We start from the raw sequence: 18,774 nt of genomic DNA, 5'->3' as shown, positions 1-18,774 counted from the left end.
GGAAGCCGGACCCTGCGTCTCCTCCCATCCCGTCCGAACCCGCCATGGCGGGTCGCCGCCGCGCCGGCCGGGCGCTGCTCACGGCCTCCGCCGTGGGCATGACCCTCGCGGCCGCCGGGTGCGGTTCCCTGATGACCACGAATCCGGCCCCCTGCAACTACGACGACGGCTTTCAGGATGGCTGCGACCGGAGCAACCACCTGGATGCGGGCGTCGACGCGGGTCCCGACGCCGGGGCGGACGGCGGATCCATCCTGATTCCCTAGAGGCCGCGAGCCATGGCTCCCGAACTCTTTGAAATCGACTTGACGGACGGCCCCGCGCTGGCGCTGCACGAGCGGGCCTCGGGGAACGTCGCCGAGCGCTATCCCTGGGCGTCGCTGGAGCCCTCCCGCTATCCGCCGCTGCTGGTGGAGCGGGCCCGGCACTCGTGGACGCTGCGCGCGCTCAACGAGTTCGGGAGCGCCACGGTGATGGGGCAGCTGGTGCAGGTGATGGGCGAGGCGCGTGTCCCGCTGGACCTCTGGAGCCTGGCGGCGCGCTTCCCCGCGGAGGAGGTCCACCACGTGGAGCTGTGCGCGCGGATGGCCATGGCCCTGGGGGGCGGCGCCCGACTTGCCTATGACCCGGCGAGCTTCGCCGTGGCGTTCGACCCTTCGCTCACCTTCCTCCAGCGCGCCAGCGAGCTCCTCGTGCGGGTGTGCTGCGTGGGGGAGACGCTCTCCTTCGCGCTCTTGTCGGGGTGCCTGCGCGCGACGTCGCATCCGCTGACGCGCGCCGTGCTCACGACGCTCGTCCAGGAAGAGGCCCTGCATGGCCGCCTCGGGTTCCTGTACCTGGAGTGGATTGCCCCGGAGCTGGGGGCCGCGGAGAAGGAGCGGCTGGGGCGCGTGGCGCGCGAGGCGCTGGACGCCCAGGCGCCGCTCTGGGAGCGGCTTCGCAGCACCACGAAGGACGGCGTCACCCGCGAGGGGTTCCTGCTGGAGCACGTGACGGACCTGGGCTGGATGGAGTCCCAGGACTACATCGCGGTGAGCCGCGAGACGGCGGAGACGCAGGTGCGGGCGCCGCTCCTGCGCCACGGCATCCGCGTGCCCTGAGGCCCTGGTCCCGCCGCCATGGGACCTGGTGAGGTCGGTCTGGCTGCCCTTCGACGTTATCGGGCGAGTGCGTGCAGGAGATTGACGTAGTTGTCGGTCCAGGCCCGCCGACCCATCATGGCGGGAGACGCCTTGACCGCCTGGAATTGAAGCTCTTGTTCGAGGATGCCGATGGTCGTGCTGTCAGGGCTCATCGCGAACCAGACACTGGGAGAACGACCGGTCGCGAGCTCGTCGGCGGTAAGGGTCTCGTTTTGACTGACGAGCCCCTGGATTCTCAGCTCGGCGCTCAGGCGGGTGAGGACAGGGATGAGGTTGAACAGCCGGCTCGAGACGTGGAAGAGCAGGAGTCCACCCGGCTTCAGCTTCTGGAGATAGAGGTCCAGGGCTTCACGGGTCAGCAGATGCGTTGGAACGAAGTCGCTGGAGAAGGCATCGAGGACGATGATGTCGTAGCGATGCGCTTCGGCTTCCTGGATTCGCAAGCGCGCATCGCCTGTGAGCACGCGGATGTGTGCCTGACTGGTGTTGAGCAAGCTGAAGTGCTGGCGGGCGAGTCGTTCGACTTCGGGGTCGAGTTCGTAGAAGTCCCAGGATTCGCCGCGCCGGCCGTAGGCCGCGAGGCTCCCAATGCCAAGCCCCACCACGGCGACCTGACTGCGTCCAACGCCCCCGACGGCTAGCACGCGACCCACGGCGGAGCCCCGGTGGTAGTACGAGAGCGGCTCTCCGCGTTCACCTGGGCGAAGGTCCTCCACGCCATGAACGGTGCTGCCGTGTTGAAACAGCCTCAGGGTTCCTGTGTCCTTGACGGTGTAGTGACCATAGAAGGTTCGGGAACCCTCGACTCGCCCGCGGGAGAGCAGCCATCCGGAGAGCACGAGGATGGCGATGATGAAGAGCGCTGCCCCTCCCGAAACATAGGGTGCGAGCTTCGGGCGTGGCACCCCTTGGGCCTGACGCATCACATCGCGCGCAGCCAGCCCTCCCAGGAGAAGAAGGCCGGCCAGGCTGTGATCCAGATAGGGAAGCGCCAGGGAGCCCAGCGTCAGCGGGACCACCAGCGCAAGCAAGAGCGTCCCGGCCAGTCCGCCGAGCGAAACGTGGAGGTAGAATGAGCCCAGGAGGCGTGGGTCGCTTGGGCGGCACCACACGAGATTTCCATGCATCAGCAGACAGCCCACCCACAGCACGGTGCTGTGAAGGACCAGTGAGGGGAGGGATGTCTGTGCTCGTGCCAACGCGAAGAGGGCCGCGATGAAGGCGATGGCGAGGCTCCCTATCGCCAGACGGTTCAGCCCCGTTGGGGTGGGAGGGCGCTTGGAAAAGCAGATGATGAGGGTCAGCAGGTAGAGTGAGAGGGGGAGGATCCACAGCAGCGGGATGGATGCGTCCAGGGTGAGGACGTTCGTGACCGCAAGCAGCAGGGCGTTGGCGCTCGCGGAGAGCAGCATCCAGGTGACTCGTGATGCACGCGGCACCTGGGGGGCGGGCTCCGCGATGGGGATGGCTTCCTTCGTCCTGTCGGCGGGCGCTCCAGCGCGAACACACAAGATGCAGAGGCACGACAGGAGAACGAAACACCCGTACCCGACATACCAGGCCAGGAGTTGCTCTTCGAGGTCGAGTGCGGGTTCCACCAGGAATGGGAAGGAAAGCAACGCCAGGAGTGCCCCTGCGTTGGAGGTCCCATAGAGAAAGAACGGGTCGGCCCTCGAAGGGTGCTCCGTTCTTGTAAACCACCCTTGTGCGACGACGCTGGTTGTCGACAGGGCGAGGAACGGCCATCCCAGGGAGAGCGTCAACGTCAGGAGAATGGCTGCGACAGGAGGCAGGTCGAAGTGATGCAGTCGGAATGGGAAGACGACCACCGCGATCAACACGAAGAGCAGATGTGCCCAGCGATAGCTTCCCTGCTGAACCGCCAGCGTCACCCGGCTCGAGTAGAAGTATCCGAGCACCAGGATGGCTTGATAGAAAACAAGACAGGTCGTCCAGATGGCCGCGCTGCTGCCGTACGAGGGAAGCAGCCGCCTTGCGAGGATGAGTTCGACTTGGAAGAGGAGAAACGAGCCCAGGAAGACCCAGAGATGAAAAAGAGCGCCGATGTAGGTACTGGCGAGGGGTTTCCGGGGAGAGGCTTCCATTTTTTTCCCGTTCAAAGTCGGACGGGTCGGTTATCCCAGTGGGGCATCTCGCTAGCAAGCCCCCCGCCGTTCCTCCTGCTGGAGGTCCGTTCGCTGTCCGCTCGGGGGATGACCCGACCGATCTCCGATGGCTTACGTCGACGCATTCTCGAGGTGCGCGGCAAGACGTGCGAGGAATTGGCGGAGCCATTTCGCGGAGGCCGGGCCACGGTGAAACGGGTCCTCCGGCTGAAGCGCGAGACAGGCGGCAAGGAGGCGATTCGAGCAGCCAACGCGGGCGTCCCGCTCCTGCCGCCCCATGGCTCCGACTTCAATCAAGATGGCCGTCGAAGCAGTCACCCAGCGCGATGTGGAGGGCCGGTTCATCCATCGCGGCTCCCCGGCCTCGTCGTCCCATGATGCAGGCGGGCGGCAGGCCCGCCTGCCGCCGGCCCCGCGTCGCCGGCTCCGCCGTTTCAGGGGTCTTGGAAGAGGCTGGCGCCGCTCCCGAGGCGCTTCCTGGCGGCGCGGTTGTCGAGCTTGATGAGGTCCTCGGGCTGCTCATCCGCCTGCTCCTCCGGCGAGAGCGATTCCCACTCCTCCAGGTCCAGCACCTCCGGGACGACGAGCGTGCGCAGGTCCGGAGGAGGAGGGGACTTGATGGGCTTTTTCCCGTGCATCACGTAGTACGTGAGGTGCTCCACGCGCAGCAGGGACGGATCGCCAAAGAGCGTGAGCCACGCGCCCGAGCCGGAGTCGAGCAGTCGCGCCTCCACCGCTCCCGCCACGTACGTGACGCTGTCCGCGGCGGTCGCGACAATCGCCTCCTTCACGCGCAGCGTCCCGGTGCACACAAACGAGAAGCCGACGCCCACGTAGAGGTTGCGGCACGTGACATCGCCGAAGACGACGAGGACGCCCTGGTCGTGTCCGGCCGCCTCCACGAGGACGTTGCCTTCGACCTCCAGGGGCCCCTTCACGAGGGTGTAGGGCTGGGCCGGTCTCCACGGCGCAGCGCCGGACTGCTTCACCTCCGTGGGCTCGGCCCACGGTTCCTCCACGTCGAGCGTGAGCAGCACCTCGATGAACTCACGCAGGGGCGCGGGGGCCTCCTGGATCTGGGCGGGTGGGGTGGGCCTGGGGGGCATGGGTGAGCCTTCCTTCGTTGGGAGCGATGGGCGGATCCGTACCTTGTGCCAGGGGCCCAGGGCCACGACAACCTCGTTTCCGTCGGGCTATTCGAGGGTGGCGAGGAGCTCCGAGCCGTGCTCCTGGCACCAGCGGCGGTCCGTCTCCAGCCGGTTCGCGGTCGTCACGCCGCGGAGCACCTGCCCGCGGTCGTCCAGGGATTCGATGGCGCCCTTCACGGTGACGAGCAGGACCACGGGCTCGTCGCCCACGGCCTGCCAGCTGTCCTCGCTGCCGGGCGGCTCATACACATACGTGCCCGGGCCAGTTACCTCGCCGGTGTGGCGGTGCCGGGTTCCAGGCGGAAGAGGTACATCCAGCCACTGCCTACCCGGAAGAAGCGCAGCGGCTCGGGCCTGGGTTGACTCAGGGTTGAAGAAGCGTCGTAATCACTTTCATCATGCTCAGTGCTGTCGAGGGGGAAGTTGAGTCCCAGCCCAGATGCCCACACCATCCCGCCCGGGAGGCGGTGCGCACCTGTGAGCGCTGCGGAAGGTATGTCTGTTCTTGGTGCGAGCACGACGGAGGCCAATGCCGTGACTGCGTGCGGCTGTCGGTGCTGGCGGTGCCGGACTCCCGCGCCCGCGCGCGGTGGACCCTCCGCCTGCTGGAGGTCGCCGCCGGGGTCTCCTTGCTGAAGGTCCCCCTCTTCTTCTGGGTCTTCATCGCGTTGGAGGAGTCAGGTCGGGTCCCGGGGCCCCTCGTGGATGGCGTGACGTACCTGTCGCTGCTCTTCGCCCTCGCCGCCCAGGTCGGTTTCTTGATGTGGGTCCACCGGGTCGTCCGTCAGCTCAAGGCCCAGGGGGCGGACCTGGAGACGACCCCCGCCATGGCGGTCTGGATGTGGCTGATTCCCCTGCTCAACTGGGTGAAGCCCTACCAGCTCATGAAGGACATCGCGGAGAAGGCGGGGGGCGCCCACTTCGCCGCGTCGCTCCCGCTCTCCCTGTGGTGGGGGGCGAACCTCCTGGCCCGGGTCCTGGAGCAGGTGGACCAGCGGGTGGTCCGCAAGATGGGCACCGTCGAGGGTGTGCCTTCATCCGCCAGCCTGGTGTTCGCCATCTTCATGTCGCTCTGTTCCGCGGGCACCGCGCTCGCCTGCGTGCAGATCGTCAAGGCCCTGCAGGCGCGAATGGACCAGCGCCGCGAGGGCCTGGAGGGCGTGGACACCCCCATTGCGGAAGACGAAGCCACAGCGGCGTGATTCGAGGGGCGCCGGTCGTGGAGGAACTCAGGGGGCGCCGGTGACGCGGACCAGCTGCTTGCCCAGGTTCCTGCCCTCGAACAGGCCGCGCAGGGCGGACGGCGCGTGTTCCAACCCCTCCGCGATGGACTCCGCGTGGACGAGCCTTCCCCCGGCGGCCCAGGCGGACAGCTCGCGGAAGGCCTCCGGAAAGCGAGACACGTAGTCGAGGAAGATGAAGCCCTCCATCCGCGCCCGCTTGAAGCCCAGCTGCATGTAGTTGCGCGGCGTGGCGCCGTAGTCGTGGTCCTTGTAGCCGGAGGAGACCGCGCCGCAGAGCACCACCCTCGCGCCCCGGGCGAGGTGGTCCAGCGCCGCCTCCAGCACCGGCCCGCCCACGTTGTCGAAGAAGACGTCCACGCCCCTGGGGGCCAGCGTCTGGAGGCGCGCCCGGACGTCCTCGGACTTGTAGTCGATGCAGGCGTCGAACCCGGCGGTCCGAGTGACCCAGTCGGCCTTGTGCGCCCCGCCCGCGATGCCGATGACGCGGCAGCCGCGGAGCCGTGCGACCTGCCCGGCGAGGGAGCCCACGCTGCCCGCGGCGCCGGACACGAGGACGGTCTCGCCCGGCGCGGCGCGGCCCACGTCCGTCATGCCGAAGTACGCCGTCAGCCCACTGGCGCCGTAGAGGTTCAGCATCGCCTTCGGGTCGATGCCGTCCGGCACGGGGTTGAAGCCGAAGAGGCCCGCGTCCTTCGCCAGGGCGTAGTCCTGCCAGCCCGTCATGCCCGTCACCCAGTCGCCCACGCACAGCCGCTCCGAACGAGAGGCGATGACCTGCCCGACGCCCACCCCGCGCATCACCTCGCCGAGCGCGACGGGTGGGATGTACGTCGCGCGCGGATTGAGCCAGGTGCGCTGCGTGGGCTCGATGGAGAGCCAGACGACGCGCACGAGCGCCTCTCCGGGACCCGGAGTGGGCACGGGCGCGTGGCGCCATTCGAAGCAGGCGTCGGACACCTCGTCGAGGGGACGGGCCTTCAGCACCCACTGGCGGTTGAGGGGCGTACTCAAGGGGCCTCCTTCGCGAAGACAGGGGCCGCGAGCCGGCGGGCGCAGTCGCGGATGTCATCCGACCACGCTCGGGTCCACTTGTTGAAGCGGGTGCGGTCGCTCGCGTAGAGCGCGCGGGCGGCCTCTTCGTAGCCCGGGGCGTTGCCGGCCATCGTGGTCATGAAGCGGTCGGTGGCGGCCTGGGCCTGCCGGACGCGGTCGGCGTCACCGCTGTTGGCGCGGGCGGCCTCCACCAGCTTGCGCAGCGCCACGGAGGCGCCGCCGGGCTGTTGGGACAGCCACTCCCAGTGCCGGGGCAGCAGCGTCACCTCACGCGCCACCACGCCCAGCTTCGGGCGTCCGGGTCCCCGGGGTTCGGTGGCATCCGCCGCCGGGTCCGGGGTGGGGCGCAGACGCGCGAGCACGTCCTCCAGCGAGCCACGCAGGTGGAAGTCCACCGTCCGCCCGGTCGCGTCGTCGAACAGCAGCAGGGCTTCAGTGGTGCCCGCATCGAGCGCACGCCGGGCGGCGGCGACGACCTCCGCGGGCGACCCGGAGGCAATCAGGCGCTGTCCGGCGAAGGCGGTCCAGGTGGCGGAAGGGGAAGGCATGGTGGCATCCGGAGAGGAGTGTGTCCGGAATATTACCCGGATCAAATTGGGTGTCAATTGTACCCGGGTAATACGGGCCGGTGGGGCCCGGGCGGGGGGCAGGTCGGTCAAGGCAAGCCTCTGTGTCTGGCGGGTCAATAGTTGCGTCTTGAAGGGGAGTTTGGTGGCTCTGGGGTGCGGAGGAAGGTTGTGCTTGGGATGTCTTGGTGGGTGGCGTATGTGTTTGGGTATGGGCTGAATGGCTGTCGCCCATTGGGGGAGTTCAAGAATGAAGCCGTCGAGCGTTGTCGTTGCCCTGGTCTCTTTCCTTGCCCTGGCCTGCGGCGGGCCTGGGGTCGAGTCTGAAAATCCAGACATCGCGAGCACCCAGCAGGCGGTGTTGACGCCGGGAGACTCGGTCATTGGGAGTTGGTGGAATGGGGGCTGGGTGCAGACCATCGATGCGAGCGGCAACGGCTATATGTCGGTCGTCGCCTCGGGCTTCCCTTGCTGGTCCGTGGGGTCACAGAGCTTCCGAGGGCTCGTCAAGACGGGCGCCAATACCTTCTCGGGCGAGTGTGGCATCTGCTCTGGCGGCTCCGTCGTCTGGGTGCCGGTCAGCATCGTCGTCACCTCGGATGGCTCCTCGATGACGGAGTACTTCAGCGGGACCTCCTCCACCTGGTCCAGGATCTGACCCTGGCCCCACCCAGGGCGTCTGTCATTCGCGCCCTGGGTGGAGAGGACTCCCGCGTCCCGCCTCGCTGACATGCCGCGCCGGCATTGACCGGGCGGCCCCGCCGTGGGAGCAGGGCAGGGCGGACAAGGAGCCGAGACATGAAGGACGCGAGCAGGATTCCCGTCATCGTGGGCGTGGGGCAGGTCAACGACCGTTCCGAGGACCCGCTGCGGGGGCTGGACTCGCAAGGCCTGATGGAGGCCGCGCTCCGGGCAGCGGACGCGGACGCGGGCGGCGGCTGGCTGACGCGGGTCGACTCGCTGGCCGTCGTTGATCAGCTCTCGTTCCGGCAGGTGGGGGAGCTGTCGCTCTCGCTGGCGGAGCGGCTGGGGGCCCGTCCGCGCCTGCGTGAGCAGACGGCGGAGGCCAGCGGCGACAGCCCGGTGCGGCTGCTCGACGAGGCCGCCAACCGGATCGCCGCCGGAGACATCCAGGTCGCGGCGGTCGTGGGCGGCGAGGCGCTGCGCACGGCGGCCCGGCGCGCGGCCCTGTCCGCGGGCGACGCGCCCTCCGCGCACAACGCCGCGAGCACCATTGGCGTCCACGCTCGCGAGGCCTACCGGCGGCGCTATGGACTCCTGACGCCGATCGACGTCTATCCCCTCTATGAGAACGCCGGCCGCGCCGCGGACGGGCTGTCGCTGGCGGAGGCGCAGCGGGAGAGCGGGGAGCTCTGGGCGCGGTTCTCCCAGGTCGCGGCTGGCAACCCAGGCGCGTGGCTCCGCGAGCCCGCGTCGGTCGAGGACATCCTCACGCCCTCGGCGGCCAACCGCCCCATCGCGTTTCCGTACCTCAAGCGGATGGTGGCGAACAGCTCGGTCAATCAGGGCGCGGGGTTCCTCGTCACCAGCCTGGAGAACGCGCTCGCGCGGGGCGTGCCGGAAGGCCGCCTCGTGTACGTGGGGCGGGGGGCCGCCGCGCATGAGCCCGAGGACTTCCTCGCGCGAGATGGCTACGCGCGCTCACCGAGCATGGCTGTCACCCTGCGCCGCGCGCTGACGCTGAACGGGCTGACCCCCGAGGCGCTGGACCACGTGGAGCTCTACAGCTGCTTCCCCTGCGTGCCGAAGATGGCGCGCCGCGTGCTGGGCTGGCCGTTGGAGAAGCCCGCCACCGTGTTCGGCGGCTTGACGTTCGGAGGCGCCCCCATCGCCAACCCCATGAGCCACGCGGTGGTCCTCATGGTGCAACGGCTGCGCGAACAGGGCCGCCACGGCCTGCTCTTCGGCAACGGCGGCTTCGCGACGTACAACCACGCCCTGGTGCTCACGCGGGAGCCGCTTCCCGCCGGGGCGCGCCCCTGTTCATCCGACTGTCAGGCGGAGGCGGACGCCGCGCGCGGGCCCATTCCCCCCTTCGTGGAGGACTACACCGGGCCTGGCACCGTGGAGACCTACACGGTGTTCCACGCGCGGGAGGGCACGCCGACGTTCGGGGTCATCGTCGGACGCGGTGCGTCGGGGGAGCGCTTCCTCGCGAAGGTCCCCGCGCGGGACGCCGCGAGCATCGACTTCCTGTGCGACGGGAAGGAGGAGCCCGTGGGGAGCGCCGGTCATGCCGTCGCGAGTCCGGACGGGGACGTCCTCTGGCGGCGGGCATAGCCTTCGCGAGGGAGGGCGTCCGCTGGCATCATCGTGGGTCTCATGGATTCGACGCCCGTGCTCCAGGCCCTGTTCGACTCGCTCCAGGCGCGCCCCCGACCGGAGGACGTGGCGGACCTGGTGTTGCAACTGGCGAAGGACCTCTCCCTCGCGGAGCACGCGGTGCTGGAGCGCGCGGCACGCGGCGCGCTGCGGCGGGGACTCCAGGAGCTCACCTCCATGGCCGAGGACTTCGACCGCCCCGTCGCCCCGGAGCGGCAGGCGCGCAAGGCGGTGGAGCTCTTCCAGACCGCCCGGGCGCTGAGTCCGGCGGAGTGCGCGGACGTGGAGAAGGTGCGCGTGTTGGTGCGCCAGCTGGCGGAGGAGATCCACAAGACGCCCGGCCGGAGCGACTTCTCGGAGGACCGGCTGTCGCGCAAGGAGCGCAAGGCCTCCGGCATGGAGGTGTCGCGGCGGCGCTACAACAAGCTGTTCCGCTTCGTCTGCCGCTTCGAGCGCAAGGTGGAGCGGCTGGCGATGGAGCAGCGCAAGTACGAGGCGATGCGCATCGCGAAGTCGAGCCTGGCCACGCGCATCCGCTGGACGGACTTCGCCGCCTCGCGGGAGGCCGCGTGCTTCGTGGCCTACTTCTCCGCCCGCTGCAACCGCCGCAGCGTCTTCACCTCGCAATCGCAGGACGCGCCGTTCGACGACGTGGCTCGCATGCTGCTCACGCGCTTCCTCCGCGCGCCCTGCCGGGAGGGCTGGCTCGCCATCGCCCACGTCATGCCGGACCTGGACATCGTGCGGCATTTGGATGGCGCGGACCGGCTGGCGCTCTTCGGGACGTGGACGGCGGTGCTCGGGGAGCTGGCGCGGCTGCTGGAGCGGACCTGGGCGCGCAGCCAGTTCAACCGCGCCACGATGGTGGTGTCGCGCGGAGATGACTCCAGCACCTGGAACGCGCTCGCGGGCGCCTGGAACGCGTCGCGGCAGGGGTGGCTGGCGCTGGTGCATGCGCTGGGCATGGCGGACGTCGCCGAGCAGCTGTGCTTCGGCAAGGTGATGCGCCTCATGGCCGCGGACGTGGCGGCATGGCACCGCGCGGATGGCGGAGGACTGGAGCCCGACACCCTCGTGTGGGCCGCGCTCCCGGCGCCGTGGGAGGTGTTCTCCGGCAAGGTGTCCTGCACCCGCGCCCAGGTGGTGGCGGTGTGCCGCGCGCATGGCGTGGACCCCGAGGCGAAGCACTGGACGTTTCCGAGGCACGGCCGCCGCGCCGTGCCCTTCAAGCCGACGCCGGAGCTGGTGCACGGCGTCGTCGTCTCGCACCCGGAGCTGGCCTCGATGCTGCGCAAGGCGGGGTGGTTCTCCGGCAAGGACGTGGAGCCCCTGCCTGAAGATGCGCCGGCCGTGCGCGTCGAGCGCGACGCGGCGGGTTCGGTGCGGGTCGTCCACGCGGACGACAAGGCCCGCGATTGACGCCCGGGGCCCGGCCCTTCCATGCTGGCGGGGCTCCAGGGTAGCTCAGTGGTAGAGCGGTCGGCTCTAGTCCGGCTGGACGCAGGTTCGAGCCCTGCCCCTGGAGCGCTTCCTCCTCCCGCTCAGGCGTTCGCGCGGCGCGAGCTCCGGCCGCGCCAGAGCCGGACCGTGGCGAGGAGGCCGAGCACCGTCAGGCCACCCCCGGTCTGGGAGCAGCCCTTCTTGGAGTCCCCAGACTCGGGGAGCGGGGGCGGGAGCGGGAGCGGGTCCACGGGCCCACCATCCGCGCAGCCCCTCACGCCAGCTCCCATGTTCGCGAACCGCGCCTCACAGGGGGGCAGCTCGAAGTCCACGCTCACCGGCGGAAGCGCGAGGCTCGCCTGCTCCAGCGTCGCCGTGAGCGTAGCCCGGTGCCATCCGGGCGCGAGGCCACTGTTGGGTGGCTGTTCGTGGGAAGCCCCACAGCCCGCATAGCCGCAGACCGTGTAGAGCAAGAGCAGCCGCCGGTTGTATTCGTAGGGATACGACTCGGAGTCGTCCTCACCCGTGGAGGTCAGCCCGCCGTGCTTCGCGTAGGACCACGGCTGGCCGTCCACCTCCACCGTCCAATGCACCCACGGCATGAACGGCACCAGCTCCGGCGATGGTGTGAAGCGCAGCGTGGTGGAATCGCCCCTCACCCACCTGCTGCCGCAGCTTGAATCCTCATACAGGGGGAAGGCCCCATTCGTCGGCGGGTCGGCCGTCAGGGTGCCGGCGGTCGTGGGCAGGGGGAGGGCGGGTCCGGTGAAGAAGGTCGCGGACTGGGTCCGGGTCTCCTGGAACTGGCAGACGCCCTTCGCCTCGATGCGGTACCAGGTGCCCGGAACCAGTGGTGCGTTCGGGACCAGGACCTGCGTCTGGTGGGCCCCCGTCGTGACGGTCGAGGGCACGGCCGGCCCATCCAGGAGGCGCAGCCGGACGGTGGTGGGATCCACGCTCTCCAGCAGCGGAGGCACGGTCACCAGGCCCGGGATGTTCGCGGGCACCGTCTTGCCTTTCTCGGGGAGGGGGAAGCGGACGTCCACCCTGCAGTTGGGGGCGACACAAGCCTGCGCCGAAGGAGGGATGAGCGCGCCCATCCCGAAGAGGAACATCCCCACCGCGCTCCATGTCCAAGCGTGTCCGTGCATGCTCTCTAGGACACGGGAGCCCGGTGGGTTGGGACATCCCTCAGGGACGGTCTTGGCGCGAGCGGCGCAAGAGCCGGAGCGTCGCGAGGAGGCCGAGCAGCGTCAGGCCGCCTCCGGTCTGGGAGCAGCCCTTCTTGGAAGTCTCCGGCTCGGGAGGCGGGTCGTTGGGCGCGGTGCTCCCCCCATCGACGCCCCCGTCCAACCCACCCCACTCGTATCCCCCATCCGAGCATCCCCCCAGGCTGACTCCGGCGCCGGCGATCTTCTGCGGACAGGTCAGCTCGAAGTCCACGCTCAGCGGCGGCAGCGTGAGGTCCGCGTGCTCCAGGGTTCCCTGGAGCGTGGCCCGGTGTCGTCCGGGCGCGAGGCCATTGGTCGGCGGCTGGTGGTAGGAATCCGCGCAGCTCGTGTAGCCGCAGACCGTGTAGAGGAAGAACAGCCGCCGGTTGTATTGGTAGAGATAGGACTCGACGTTGTTCTCACCCAGGGACGTCACGCCGCTGTGCTTCACGGATGCCCAGGGCTGGCCGTCCACCTCCACCGTCCAATGCATCCACGGAAGGAACGGCGCCAGCTCCCGCGATGGTTGGAAGCGCAGCAGGGTGGAGTCGCCACTCACCCGCGTGTTGCCGCAGTTCGAGTCCCCATACATGGTGAAGATCCCCTGGCTCGGCTCGTCCACCGTCAGGGTGCCGAGGGTGGTGGGCAGGGGGAGGGCGGGACCGGCGGTGAAGGTCGTGGACTCGAGCTCGGTCTGCTGGAACTGACAGACGCCCTTCGCCTCGAGGCGGTACGTGGTGCCCGGCTCCAGCGGCGCGTCTGGGATCAGGACCTGCGCCTGGTAGGCCCCTGTCGTGACGGTCGCGGGCACGGGTGTTCCATCCGGGAGGAGCAGCCGGACGGTGGCGGGATCCACGTTCTCCAGCAGCGGTGGCGCCGTCACCAGTCCGGGGACGTTCGCGGGCACCGCGCCGCCGTCCTCGGGGAGGGGGAAGCGGACGCCCACCATGCAGTTGGGGGCGACACAGGCGTGCGCCGAAGTGGGGATGAGCGTGCTCATCCCCAGGAGGAACATCCCCACCGCGCTCCAGGTCCAAGCGTGTCCGTGCATGCCCCATTGGACACCGGAGGCCGGTGGGTTGGGACATCCCTCAGGGACGGCTTTGGCGCGAGCGCCGCCAGAGCCCGAGCGTGGCGAGGACCCCGAGCGCGGTGAGGCCCCCGCCCACCTGTGAGCAGCCCCTGTCGCCGGGGACGGGGTCGGGGGTTTCTTTCGGACACGTCAGCGTGAAGGGAATCTCCAGGGCTGGGAGCGGCGTGGCGGACTGTTCGAGCACCGGACGCAGCGTGGCCACATGCTGTCCGGGTGGGATGCCTTTGTCCTGGGGTCGATCATTGGAAGGCTGGAGGTGGCAGACCGCGTAGACACTCAGCAGGTCATGCGGGTACCCGAACCGGTTCGGGGACATGACGCCACCGGCCGCGTCCACCGCGCCATGTGGAGCCGTGGCCCACGTCTGGCCATCCACCTCCAGCGTCCAGTGCACCCACGGCAGGAAGGGCACGAGCTCCGGGGCTGGCGTGAAGCGCAGGGGCAGCACGCTGCCCTCCACGCCCACGGAGCACAGCGCGCCGCCCCAGACCTCGAAGGACGTCTGCTGTTCCGCGCCCGCGCTCAGGCTGCCCGAGGCCGTGGGGAGCGCGACCGCCGGTCCGGCGGTGAAGGCCACCGAGATGGCCGGAGAGGGCTGCATGTCCCGGCAGGGGGTGTTGCTCTCCAGCAGGTATCCGGTCCCGGGAACGAGCGGGGCGGCGGGGATGAGGACCCCACTCCTGTGAGGCCCCGCGAGGAGGCTCGCCTCCACGCTGGCGCCGTCCGCCGTCCTCAGGCGCAGGCCCATGGGGTCGATGGCTTGCAGGACCGGTGGTAGCACCACCAGGGCTGGCACGTTCGCGGGGACCGCGGCTCCCGCGGGCAGCGGAGCGCGGATGGTGCTCGTGACGCAGGTGGGGCCAGAGCATGCCTCCGCGGAAGGGGGCCGGGCGATTCCCCCTCCCAGCAAACACGCCCCCACTCCCAGGCTTTTCCAAACAGATGTCCGCATGGCGCTTGAGACACCTGGACCCCGGTGTCCGGGACATCGGTTGTCGCATTCCGTGCCGCCGCTCGCTGCCCGCGTCGCGTCGCAGGGAGCCGCGACCGTTCATCCCGTGGCGGCGACCGTCCAGTCTCATGGCCCGGGGCCCGCGCGACAGGAGGCCGATACTCCCGGGCATGCGACGCAAACTCATGCTGCTGGCGCTGGCCGTGGCGGTCTGGCTCCCAACGCTCCACGGGCTGTTCCGTCCCCGGGATGTGGCGGCCCTCGCCGGGGCGCTGGCTTCACGTCAGCGGGCGTTCTCCCTCCAGGAGGCGAGCGCCGAGCGGGACGTGCTCCACCGCACCAACCCGGAGTGGGACCTGATGGTGCGCACCTTCTCCGTGCTCTCGTTCGTGAACCTCGCGCTGTCGGAGCCCGCGCGGAAGGAGGAGCACCTGTCCGTCGTGGACGTGCTCATCGCCCGGACGCTGCGGGACGAGCGCCAGGCGACCGAGGCCTTCTTCCTGCCCTACGTGAAGGCAGCGCCTTTCCGGGACGCCGCGGGGCGCAGCCTCTTCGTGGATGGGGAGCTGGCGTTGATGCTGGCCGCGCGTCAGGCGGTGGAGCCGCGAGCGGACTACGCCCCCTTGCTGCGTGAGCGCGTGGACCTCATCACCGGACAACTGGAGCGGGCCCCGGTGCTCGCCGGGGAGAGCTATCCCGACGAGGGCTGGACGTTCTGCAACACGGTGGCGCTCGCGGCGGTGCGTCTGTCGGACCGGGTGGACGGGCGGGACCATGGCGCGCTGCTGCGCCGGTGGGTGGTGTCCGCGCGGGAGCACCTGACGGACGCGGGGAGCGGGTTGCTCGTGTCGAGCTTCACCTTCGACGGGAAGGTGAAGGATGGGCCGGAGGGCTCCACGCTCTGGCTCGCCGCGCACATGCTCCAGGTGGTGGACGCGGACTTCGCGCGCGAGCAGTACCAGCGTGCGCGCGCCGCGCTCCTGGGACAGGCGCTGGGGTTCGCGTGGGCGGCGGAGTGGCCCGCGTCCGCGGAGGCGGTGCAGGACATCGACTCCGGGCCCACGATTCCGTGGGTGAACGCGAACGCGGGGTCCAGCGGGCTCGCGCTCGTGGGCGCGGCGGCGTTCGAGGATCAGCAGGCGCTGGACGGGCTGCTCACCAGCCTCCACTTCGCGGCCTTCCCGGTGCGCGACGACACCGGGCTGCGCTTCGCCGCGGGCAATCCGCTCGCGGACGCGGTGCTGCTGTACTCGCTCGTCGAAGGGCCCCTCTGGCGCCTCGTGGGGGCGCCGCACCTGGAGTCACGCCGATGATGCGTCATCCGTTCGTCCTCACCGCGCTGGGCATCGCCGCGGTCTTCCTGTCGCTGCACCTGGGCGGAGGGCGCCAGTACGTGGGCGTGCTGTCCGGGACCGTCGTGGGCGGCCCCTGGAGCATGGGCTTCGGGCTGGGCTATGCGCTGGCCTGGTTCGGCGCGGTGCTGGCGGCGCCCGTGCTCCTGCTCGCGGGGCTCGCGGACGCCTGGCTTCAGAGCAACTCGAAGGTGAGCGTCAGCTCGCAGCGGGAGTAGGAGTCCTTCGCGCGGCCCGTCTCCAGGGAGATGCGCAATCCCTCGTCATTGGTGGCCATCACCATCCGGCGCTGGGCATAGCTGTCCCACGTGCTCAGCCGCGAGTCCTGCCAGCTCCACCCCGGGTAGCACGTGGACATCAAGTAGCTGGAGAAGAGGTAGAAGCCATCCTGCGCGGCCTTGCAGTCCTGGTGCGCCTGCACGCAGTACACGTAATCCCCCAGCACCCGCGTGTGGTAGACGGCGCAGCGGAAGTCCTGGACGCTCTTCGTGGCTTCCCAGATGGAGACATCCTCTGTGTTGTCTTTCCGGGCGGTCCCCCGCAACGGGCTGAAGCCCTTGCCCGCGGTGCGGACCACCGCCTTCACCTCCTGGCAGAAGGCCTTCTTGTCCGGGAGGGTGCTCGCGGAGGCCTCATTCGTGGAGTCCCCCACCTTCACGCTGGTGTTGGGCAATGCCTTCCAATGCGACGGGCGGGGCGCATTCCACCCCTGGGCGAGGACCCCGGGCGCGCTCAAAAGACATGCGCCCCCAACGAGCCACGGCCACCCTCTGCTGAGCAATGACATGGGTTTTCCCTGAAATAAAGACAGTCCAGTGAATCTTCAGGGCTCGGGTTCCCAGGACCCGTCCCCCCTCTGGGCGCGGACCTATAGGCAAGGCGCTTCGGGCGGGTCAATCCCTCCCCGGAGATGCTTGCGAAATGGAGGTGACTTTTCCTGCGACAAGGCGGTGTGACTAGAGTGCGCGCCGTCTCATCCAGAGGGGAAATGTCTTTACAAGCCAATGAGGGGGGCGCCTGCGGGCGCTGCGGTGCGGCGTGCCCGCCAGGGGGCTCGTGCGCCGCGTGTGATGCCTGGACGGGGCCGCCGGTGGACGGAGGAACAGGGCCGTGGTGGGGGCGCTGGTGGCCGGGAGTCCTGGGGCTGCTGGCGGGTGTGTTCGGGGTCGCGCGGCTCGGGCAGCTTGCCTCTCCGGCGTGGATGCCACGGCTCCTGGAGGCATGGGTGTTGGGGCCTGGGTCGTGGGGCGCGCCGCCGCGGGCAGGGGGGCTGGTGCTCTCGCTGGTGCCGTGGGGGGCATGGGGCCTGTTCCTGGCGGTCCTGGTGCACGCGCTCCGGGGGCGTGGCGCCGTTCCGGCCCCGAGGCGCGAGGCGTTGGGGGCAGGGCTGATCGCGGGCCTGCTGCCGGTGGGGCTGCCTCGGCTCGCGGGGGTCCTGGCCTCGGTGCCGGGCGCCCGGGTGCGCGCGCTGAAGGTAGGGGCGGTGGGCGTCGTGCTGCTCCAGGGCGTGGTGGCGCTCCTGCTGGTCGCGGAGTTCCAGACGCTCGCGCCACGGTGGGGCCTGGCCGTGCTCTGCGCGGACGCGGTGCTCCTGTGCGTGCAGGGGGGCTTCCTGCGGGCCGCGCTGTGGACGCTTCACGATGCCGGCGGGGAGGGCGTGGGGGCCGCGGCGGAGGCGGAGCCCATCAGCGCTCCGGCCGTGGAGGTGGCGCGGCAGGAAGCGGGCTACGACTGCCCGGAGTGCCTGGTCGTGACGCCCCTCTTCTGGACGGAGGGCCGGATGGGGGCCCACTGCGACCTGTGCGGCGGTGATCTGCTCTCCGCCAGGGATCAGGCCCAGGTCCTCACCGAGCGCGGGCTGGGCGCGGACTCGCTGCGCAGGACGTTGGAGGAGCCCGGGGGCCGGCCCGCGAAGTGCGCCTCGTGTGGAGGCGCGTGCGCGACCGTGGTGTTCCAGGGCGTCGCGGTGGTGCCGTGCTCGGCCTGCGGGACGCTGTGGATGCGCGAGGGCGTCCTCCATGTGCTGAGCCGGGGGCGGCATGGCCGGCCGAGGACTCCGTCGCGGGTCGGAGCGCCCCGTCCGCCGGCCCTCCCCGTCTCCTGGGGGGCGCCGGGGTGGATCGCGGCGTTGGGGCTCGCCGCGGGAGGGTTGGTGCTGGCGCGGAGTGGTCTGGAGACCTGTCCTCCGGGGGCGGCCGTGCGGCGCGAGCCCATGCCGGGCGGCCACGTCCTGTCCCAGTGCGTGGTGGGCGCGGCGACCCGGGAGGGAACCTCCTGGCTGCGGACCGACCGGGGGCGGCTGCTCCAAGCGGAGGCGTTCACGCAGGGGCGGCGCGACGGCGCCTGGTCGCGCTGGGACCGGGAGGGACGGCTGCACGCGGAGGGCGCATACGCGGCCGGCGTGCCGGAGGGCGAGTGGCGCACCCTCGATGAGACGGGCGCGGTGGTGTTTCGCGCCCACTTCCTCAAGGGGCGCCTGGAAGGCGTGGCGGAGGACCTCACCCCGGACGGGCGGGTGCTGGAACAGCGGACGTACGCGGCCGGACAGCTTCACGGCCCCTACAAGCACTTCTTCGCGAACGGCACCGCGCATGTGGAGGGCGCCTACGCGCACGGCCTGCGGGACGGGCAGTGGAGCACCCATGACGCCCAGGGCAAGCGGCTGGACCTGTCCTGGTGGATGGCGGGACGCCCTACGTTGATGGGGGAGGGCTCGCGTCCCGTCGGCCAGGGAGATACCAGACTGGAGGACGGAGCGACGTCCGCGGAGGAGCGGGAGGCTCGCTGGGAGTCCGCGGCGGACATGGCGATGGTGAAGCGGGCCCTGGCGGCGAAGGGCGTCTCCGCGACGCCGGTGGAGGAGGCGCTGTACGGAGGCCATCCGCAGGAGTGGTGGGCGCAGCGGCTGCGGCTCGTCTGGCCCCGCCGCGACACGCAGGAGGGCGCCGCGCGCTACGCGCTCACCGTCAAGCGGGCGGGGCTGCACGGCCTGAGGGTGGAGGAGACGGTGGCGGGACCTCGCGTGAGCCTGGAGCGCACGGCGTCACCGCCGGCGCCGGGGGCCGACGCGCAGGCGAGCAAGGAGGCACCGTGAAGGCGTGGGG

18 protein-coding genes are annotated in these 18,774 nt (G+C 70.3%); 9 read left to right on the top strand and 9 right to left on the bottom strand.

Features of this window, described 5'->3' with window-relative positions:
- Positions 1-44: 44 nt before the first annotated feature.
- Together FOF48_RS25130 and FOF48_RS25125 are read left to right on the top strand one after the other, a co-directional pair.
- Positions 45-266: a hypothetical protein gene (locus tag FOF48_RS25130; RefSeq protein ID WP_255442627.1), complete on the top strand. Its 222-nt coding sequence runs from the start codon at positions 45-47 to the stop codon at positions 264-266.
- Positions 267-278: 12 nt separating this feature from the next.
- Positions 279-1,100, top strand: coding sequence for a diiron oxygenase (locus tag FOF48_RS25125; RefSeq protein WP_143905367.1), 822 nt, complete (start codon positions 279-281; stop codon positions 1,098-1,100).
- Between the two features lie 56 nt (positions 1,101-1,156).
- On the opposite strand, the gene FOF48_RS25120 is transcribed toward FOF48_RS25125, so the two are convergent.
- The 3 genes from FOF48_RS25120 to FOF48_RS37255 form a co-directional block, all read right to left on the bottom strand.
- Entirely contained in the window at positions 1,157-3,247 is a 2,091-nt protein-coding gene (locus FOF48_RS25120) for a spermidine synthase (protein WP_143905365.1), read from the bottom strand.
- Between the two features lie 455 nt (positions 3,248-3,702).
- Positions 3,703-4,374 (bottom strand): hypothetical protein, encoded by a 672-nt coding sequence (locus FOF48_RS25115; protein WP_143905363.1) that lies wholly within the window; start codon positions 4,372-4,374, stop codon positions 3,703-3,705.
- Positions 4,375-4,461: 87 nt separating this feature from the next.
- A complete protein-coding gene (locus tag FOF48_RS37255; RefSeq protein WP_235685847.1) occupies positions 4,462-4,665 on the bottom strand; it encodes a hypothetical protein in 204 nt (67 codons plus the stop codon).
- A 293-nt stretch (positions 4,666-4,958) separates the two neighbouring features.
- On the opposite strand from FOF48_RS37255, the gene FOF48_RS25105 reads away from it, so the two are divergent.
- Positions 4,959-5,618, top strand: a complete 660-nt coding sequence (locus FOF48_RS25105) for a DUF4328 domain-containing protein (RefSeq protein WP_161666031.1) — start codon at positions 4,959-4,961, stop codon at positions 5,616-5,618.
- Between the two features lie 27 nt (positions 5,619-5,645).
- Here the strand turns inward: FOF48_RS25105 and FOF48_RS25100 are convergent, their stop codons facing one another.
- Together FOF48_RS25100 and FOF48_RS25095 are read right to left on the bottom strand one after the other, a co-directional pair.
- Positions 5,646-6,671: an NADP-dependent oxidoreductase gene (locus tag FOF48_RS25100; RefSeq protein ID WP_143905359.1), complete on the bottom strand. Its 1,026-nt coding sequence runs from the start codon at positions 6,669-6,671 to the stop codon at positions 5,646-5,648.
- Positions 6,668-7,261 carry a DUF2239 family protein gene (locus FOF48_RS25095; protein ID WP_143905356.1) on the bottom strand — a complete coding sequence of 198 codons (594 nt, stop codon included), beginning with the start codon at positions 7,259-7,261 and terminating at the stop codon, positions 6,668-6,670. The genes FOF48_RS25100 and FOF48_RS25095 overlap by 4 nt, the downstream gene beginning before the upstream one ends.
- 427 nt (positions 7,262-7,688) lie before the next feature.
- Here FOF48_RS25095 and FOF48_RS25090 point away from each other — a divergent pair, with 427 nt between their 5' ends.
- The 3 genes from FOF48_RS25090 to FOF48_RS25080 all read left to right on the top strand — a co-directional run bounded on the left by FOF48_RS25090 (position 7,689) and on the right by FOF48_RS25080 (position 11,041).
- On the top strand, positions 7,689-7,937 hold the full coding sequence (locus FOF48_RS25090; protein ID WP_143905354.1) for a hypothetical protein: 249 nt from the start codon (positions 7,689-7,691) through the stop codon (positions 7,935-7,937).
- 140 nt (positions 7,938-8,077) lie between these two features.
- Positions 8,078-9,580, top strand: a complete 1,503-nt coding sequence (locus FOF48_RS25085) for an acetyl-CoA acetyltransferase (RefSeq protein ID WP_143905353.1) — start codon at positions 8,078-8,080, stop codon at positions 9,578-9,580.
- Between the two features lie 42 nt (positions 9,581-9,622).
- Positions 9,623-11,041: a hypothetical protein gene (locus tag FOF48_RS25080; protein WP_186002060.1), complete on the top strand. Its 1,419-nt coding sequence runs from the start codon at positions 9,623-9,625 to the stop codon at positions 11,039-11,041.
- A 122-nt stretch (positions 11,042-11,163) separates the two neighbouring features.
- Here the strand turns inward: FOF48_RS25080 and FOF48_RS25075 are convergent, their stop codons facing one another.
- The 3 genes from FOF48_RS25075 to FOF48_RS25065 all read right to left on the bottom strand — a co-directional run bounded on the left by FOF48_RS25075 (position 11,164) and on the right by FOF48_RS25065 (position 14,276).
- Positions 11,164-12,177: a hypothetical protein gene (locus tag FOF48_RS25075; RefSeq protein WP_235685846.1), complete on the bottom strand. Its 1,014-nt coding sequence runs from the start codon at positions 12,175-12,177 to the stop codon at positions 11,164-11,166.
- Positions 12,178-12,253: 76 nt separating this feature from the next.
- Entirely contained in the window at positions 12,254-13,324 is a 1,071-nt protein-coding gene (locus FOF48_RS25070) for an Ig-like domain-containing protein (RefSeq protein ID WP_143905348.1), read from the bottom strand.
- A gap of 40 nt (positions 13,325-13,364) precedes the next feature.
- Positions 13,365-14,276: a hypothetical protein gene (locus tag FOF48_RS25065; protein ID WP_143905346.1), complete on the bottom strand. Its 912-nt coding sequence runs from the start codon at positions 14,274-14,276 to the stop codon at positions 13,365-13,367.
- A gap of 212 nt (positions 14,277-14,488) precedes the next feature.
- On the opposite strand from FOF48_RS25065, the gene FOF48_RS25060 reads away from it, so the two are divergent.
- Together FOF48_RS25060 and FOF48_RS25055 are read left to right on the top strand one after the other, a co-directional pair.
- Complete coding sequence (locus FOF48_RS25060) at positions 14,489-15,631, top strand: hypothetical protein (RefSeq protein WP_143905344.1); 1,143 nt, start codon at positions 14,489-14,491, stop codon at positions 15,629-15,631.
- Positions 15,628-15,888 (top strand): hypothetical protein, encoded by a 261-nt coding sequence (locus FOF48_RS25055; protein WP_143905342.1) that lies wholly within the window; start codon positions 15,628-15,630, stop codon positions 15,886-15,888. Before FOF48_RS25060 ends, FOF48_RS25055 begins: the two co-directional genes overlap by 4 nt.
- Here the strand turns inward: FOF48_RS25055 and FOF48_RS25050 are convergent.
- Entirely contained in the window at positions 15,846-16,343 is a 498-nt protein-coding gene (locus FOF48_RS25050) for a hypothetical protein (RefSeq protein WP_143905340.1), read from the bottom strand. The two genes, FOF48_RS25055 and FOF48_RS25050, sit on opposite strands and share 43 nt — an antisense overlap.
- Positions 16,344-16,760: 417 nt before the next feature.
- Here FOF48_RS25050 and FOF48_RS25045 point away from each other — a divergent pair, with 417 nt between their 5' ends.
- Positions 16,761-18,764 carry a hypothetical protein gene (locus FOF48_RS25045; RefSeq protein WP_143905337.1) on the top strand — a complete coding sequence of 668 codons (2,004 nt, stop codon included), beginning with the start codon at positions 16,761-16,763 and terminating at the stop codon, positions 18,762-18,764.
- The last annotated feature ends 10 nt before the right edge of the window (positions 18,765-18,774 follow it).

This window comes from Corallococcus sp. Z5C101001 (assembly GCF_007352635.1).
GTDB classification, from domain to species: domain Bacteria; phylum Myxococcota; class Myxococcia; order Myxococcales; family Myxococcaceae; genus Corallococcus; species Corallococcus silvisoli.
The sequence above is the reverse complement of the archived record's forward strand: the minus strand, read 5'-3'. Positions and strand labels throughout refer to the sequence as shown.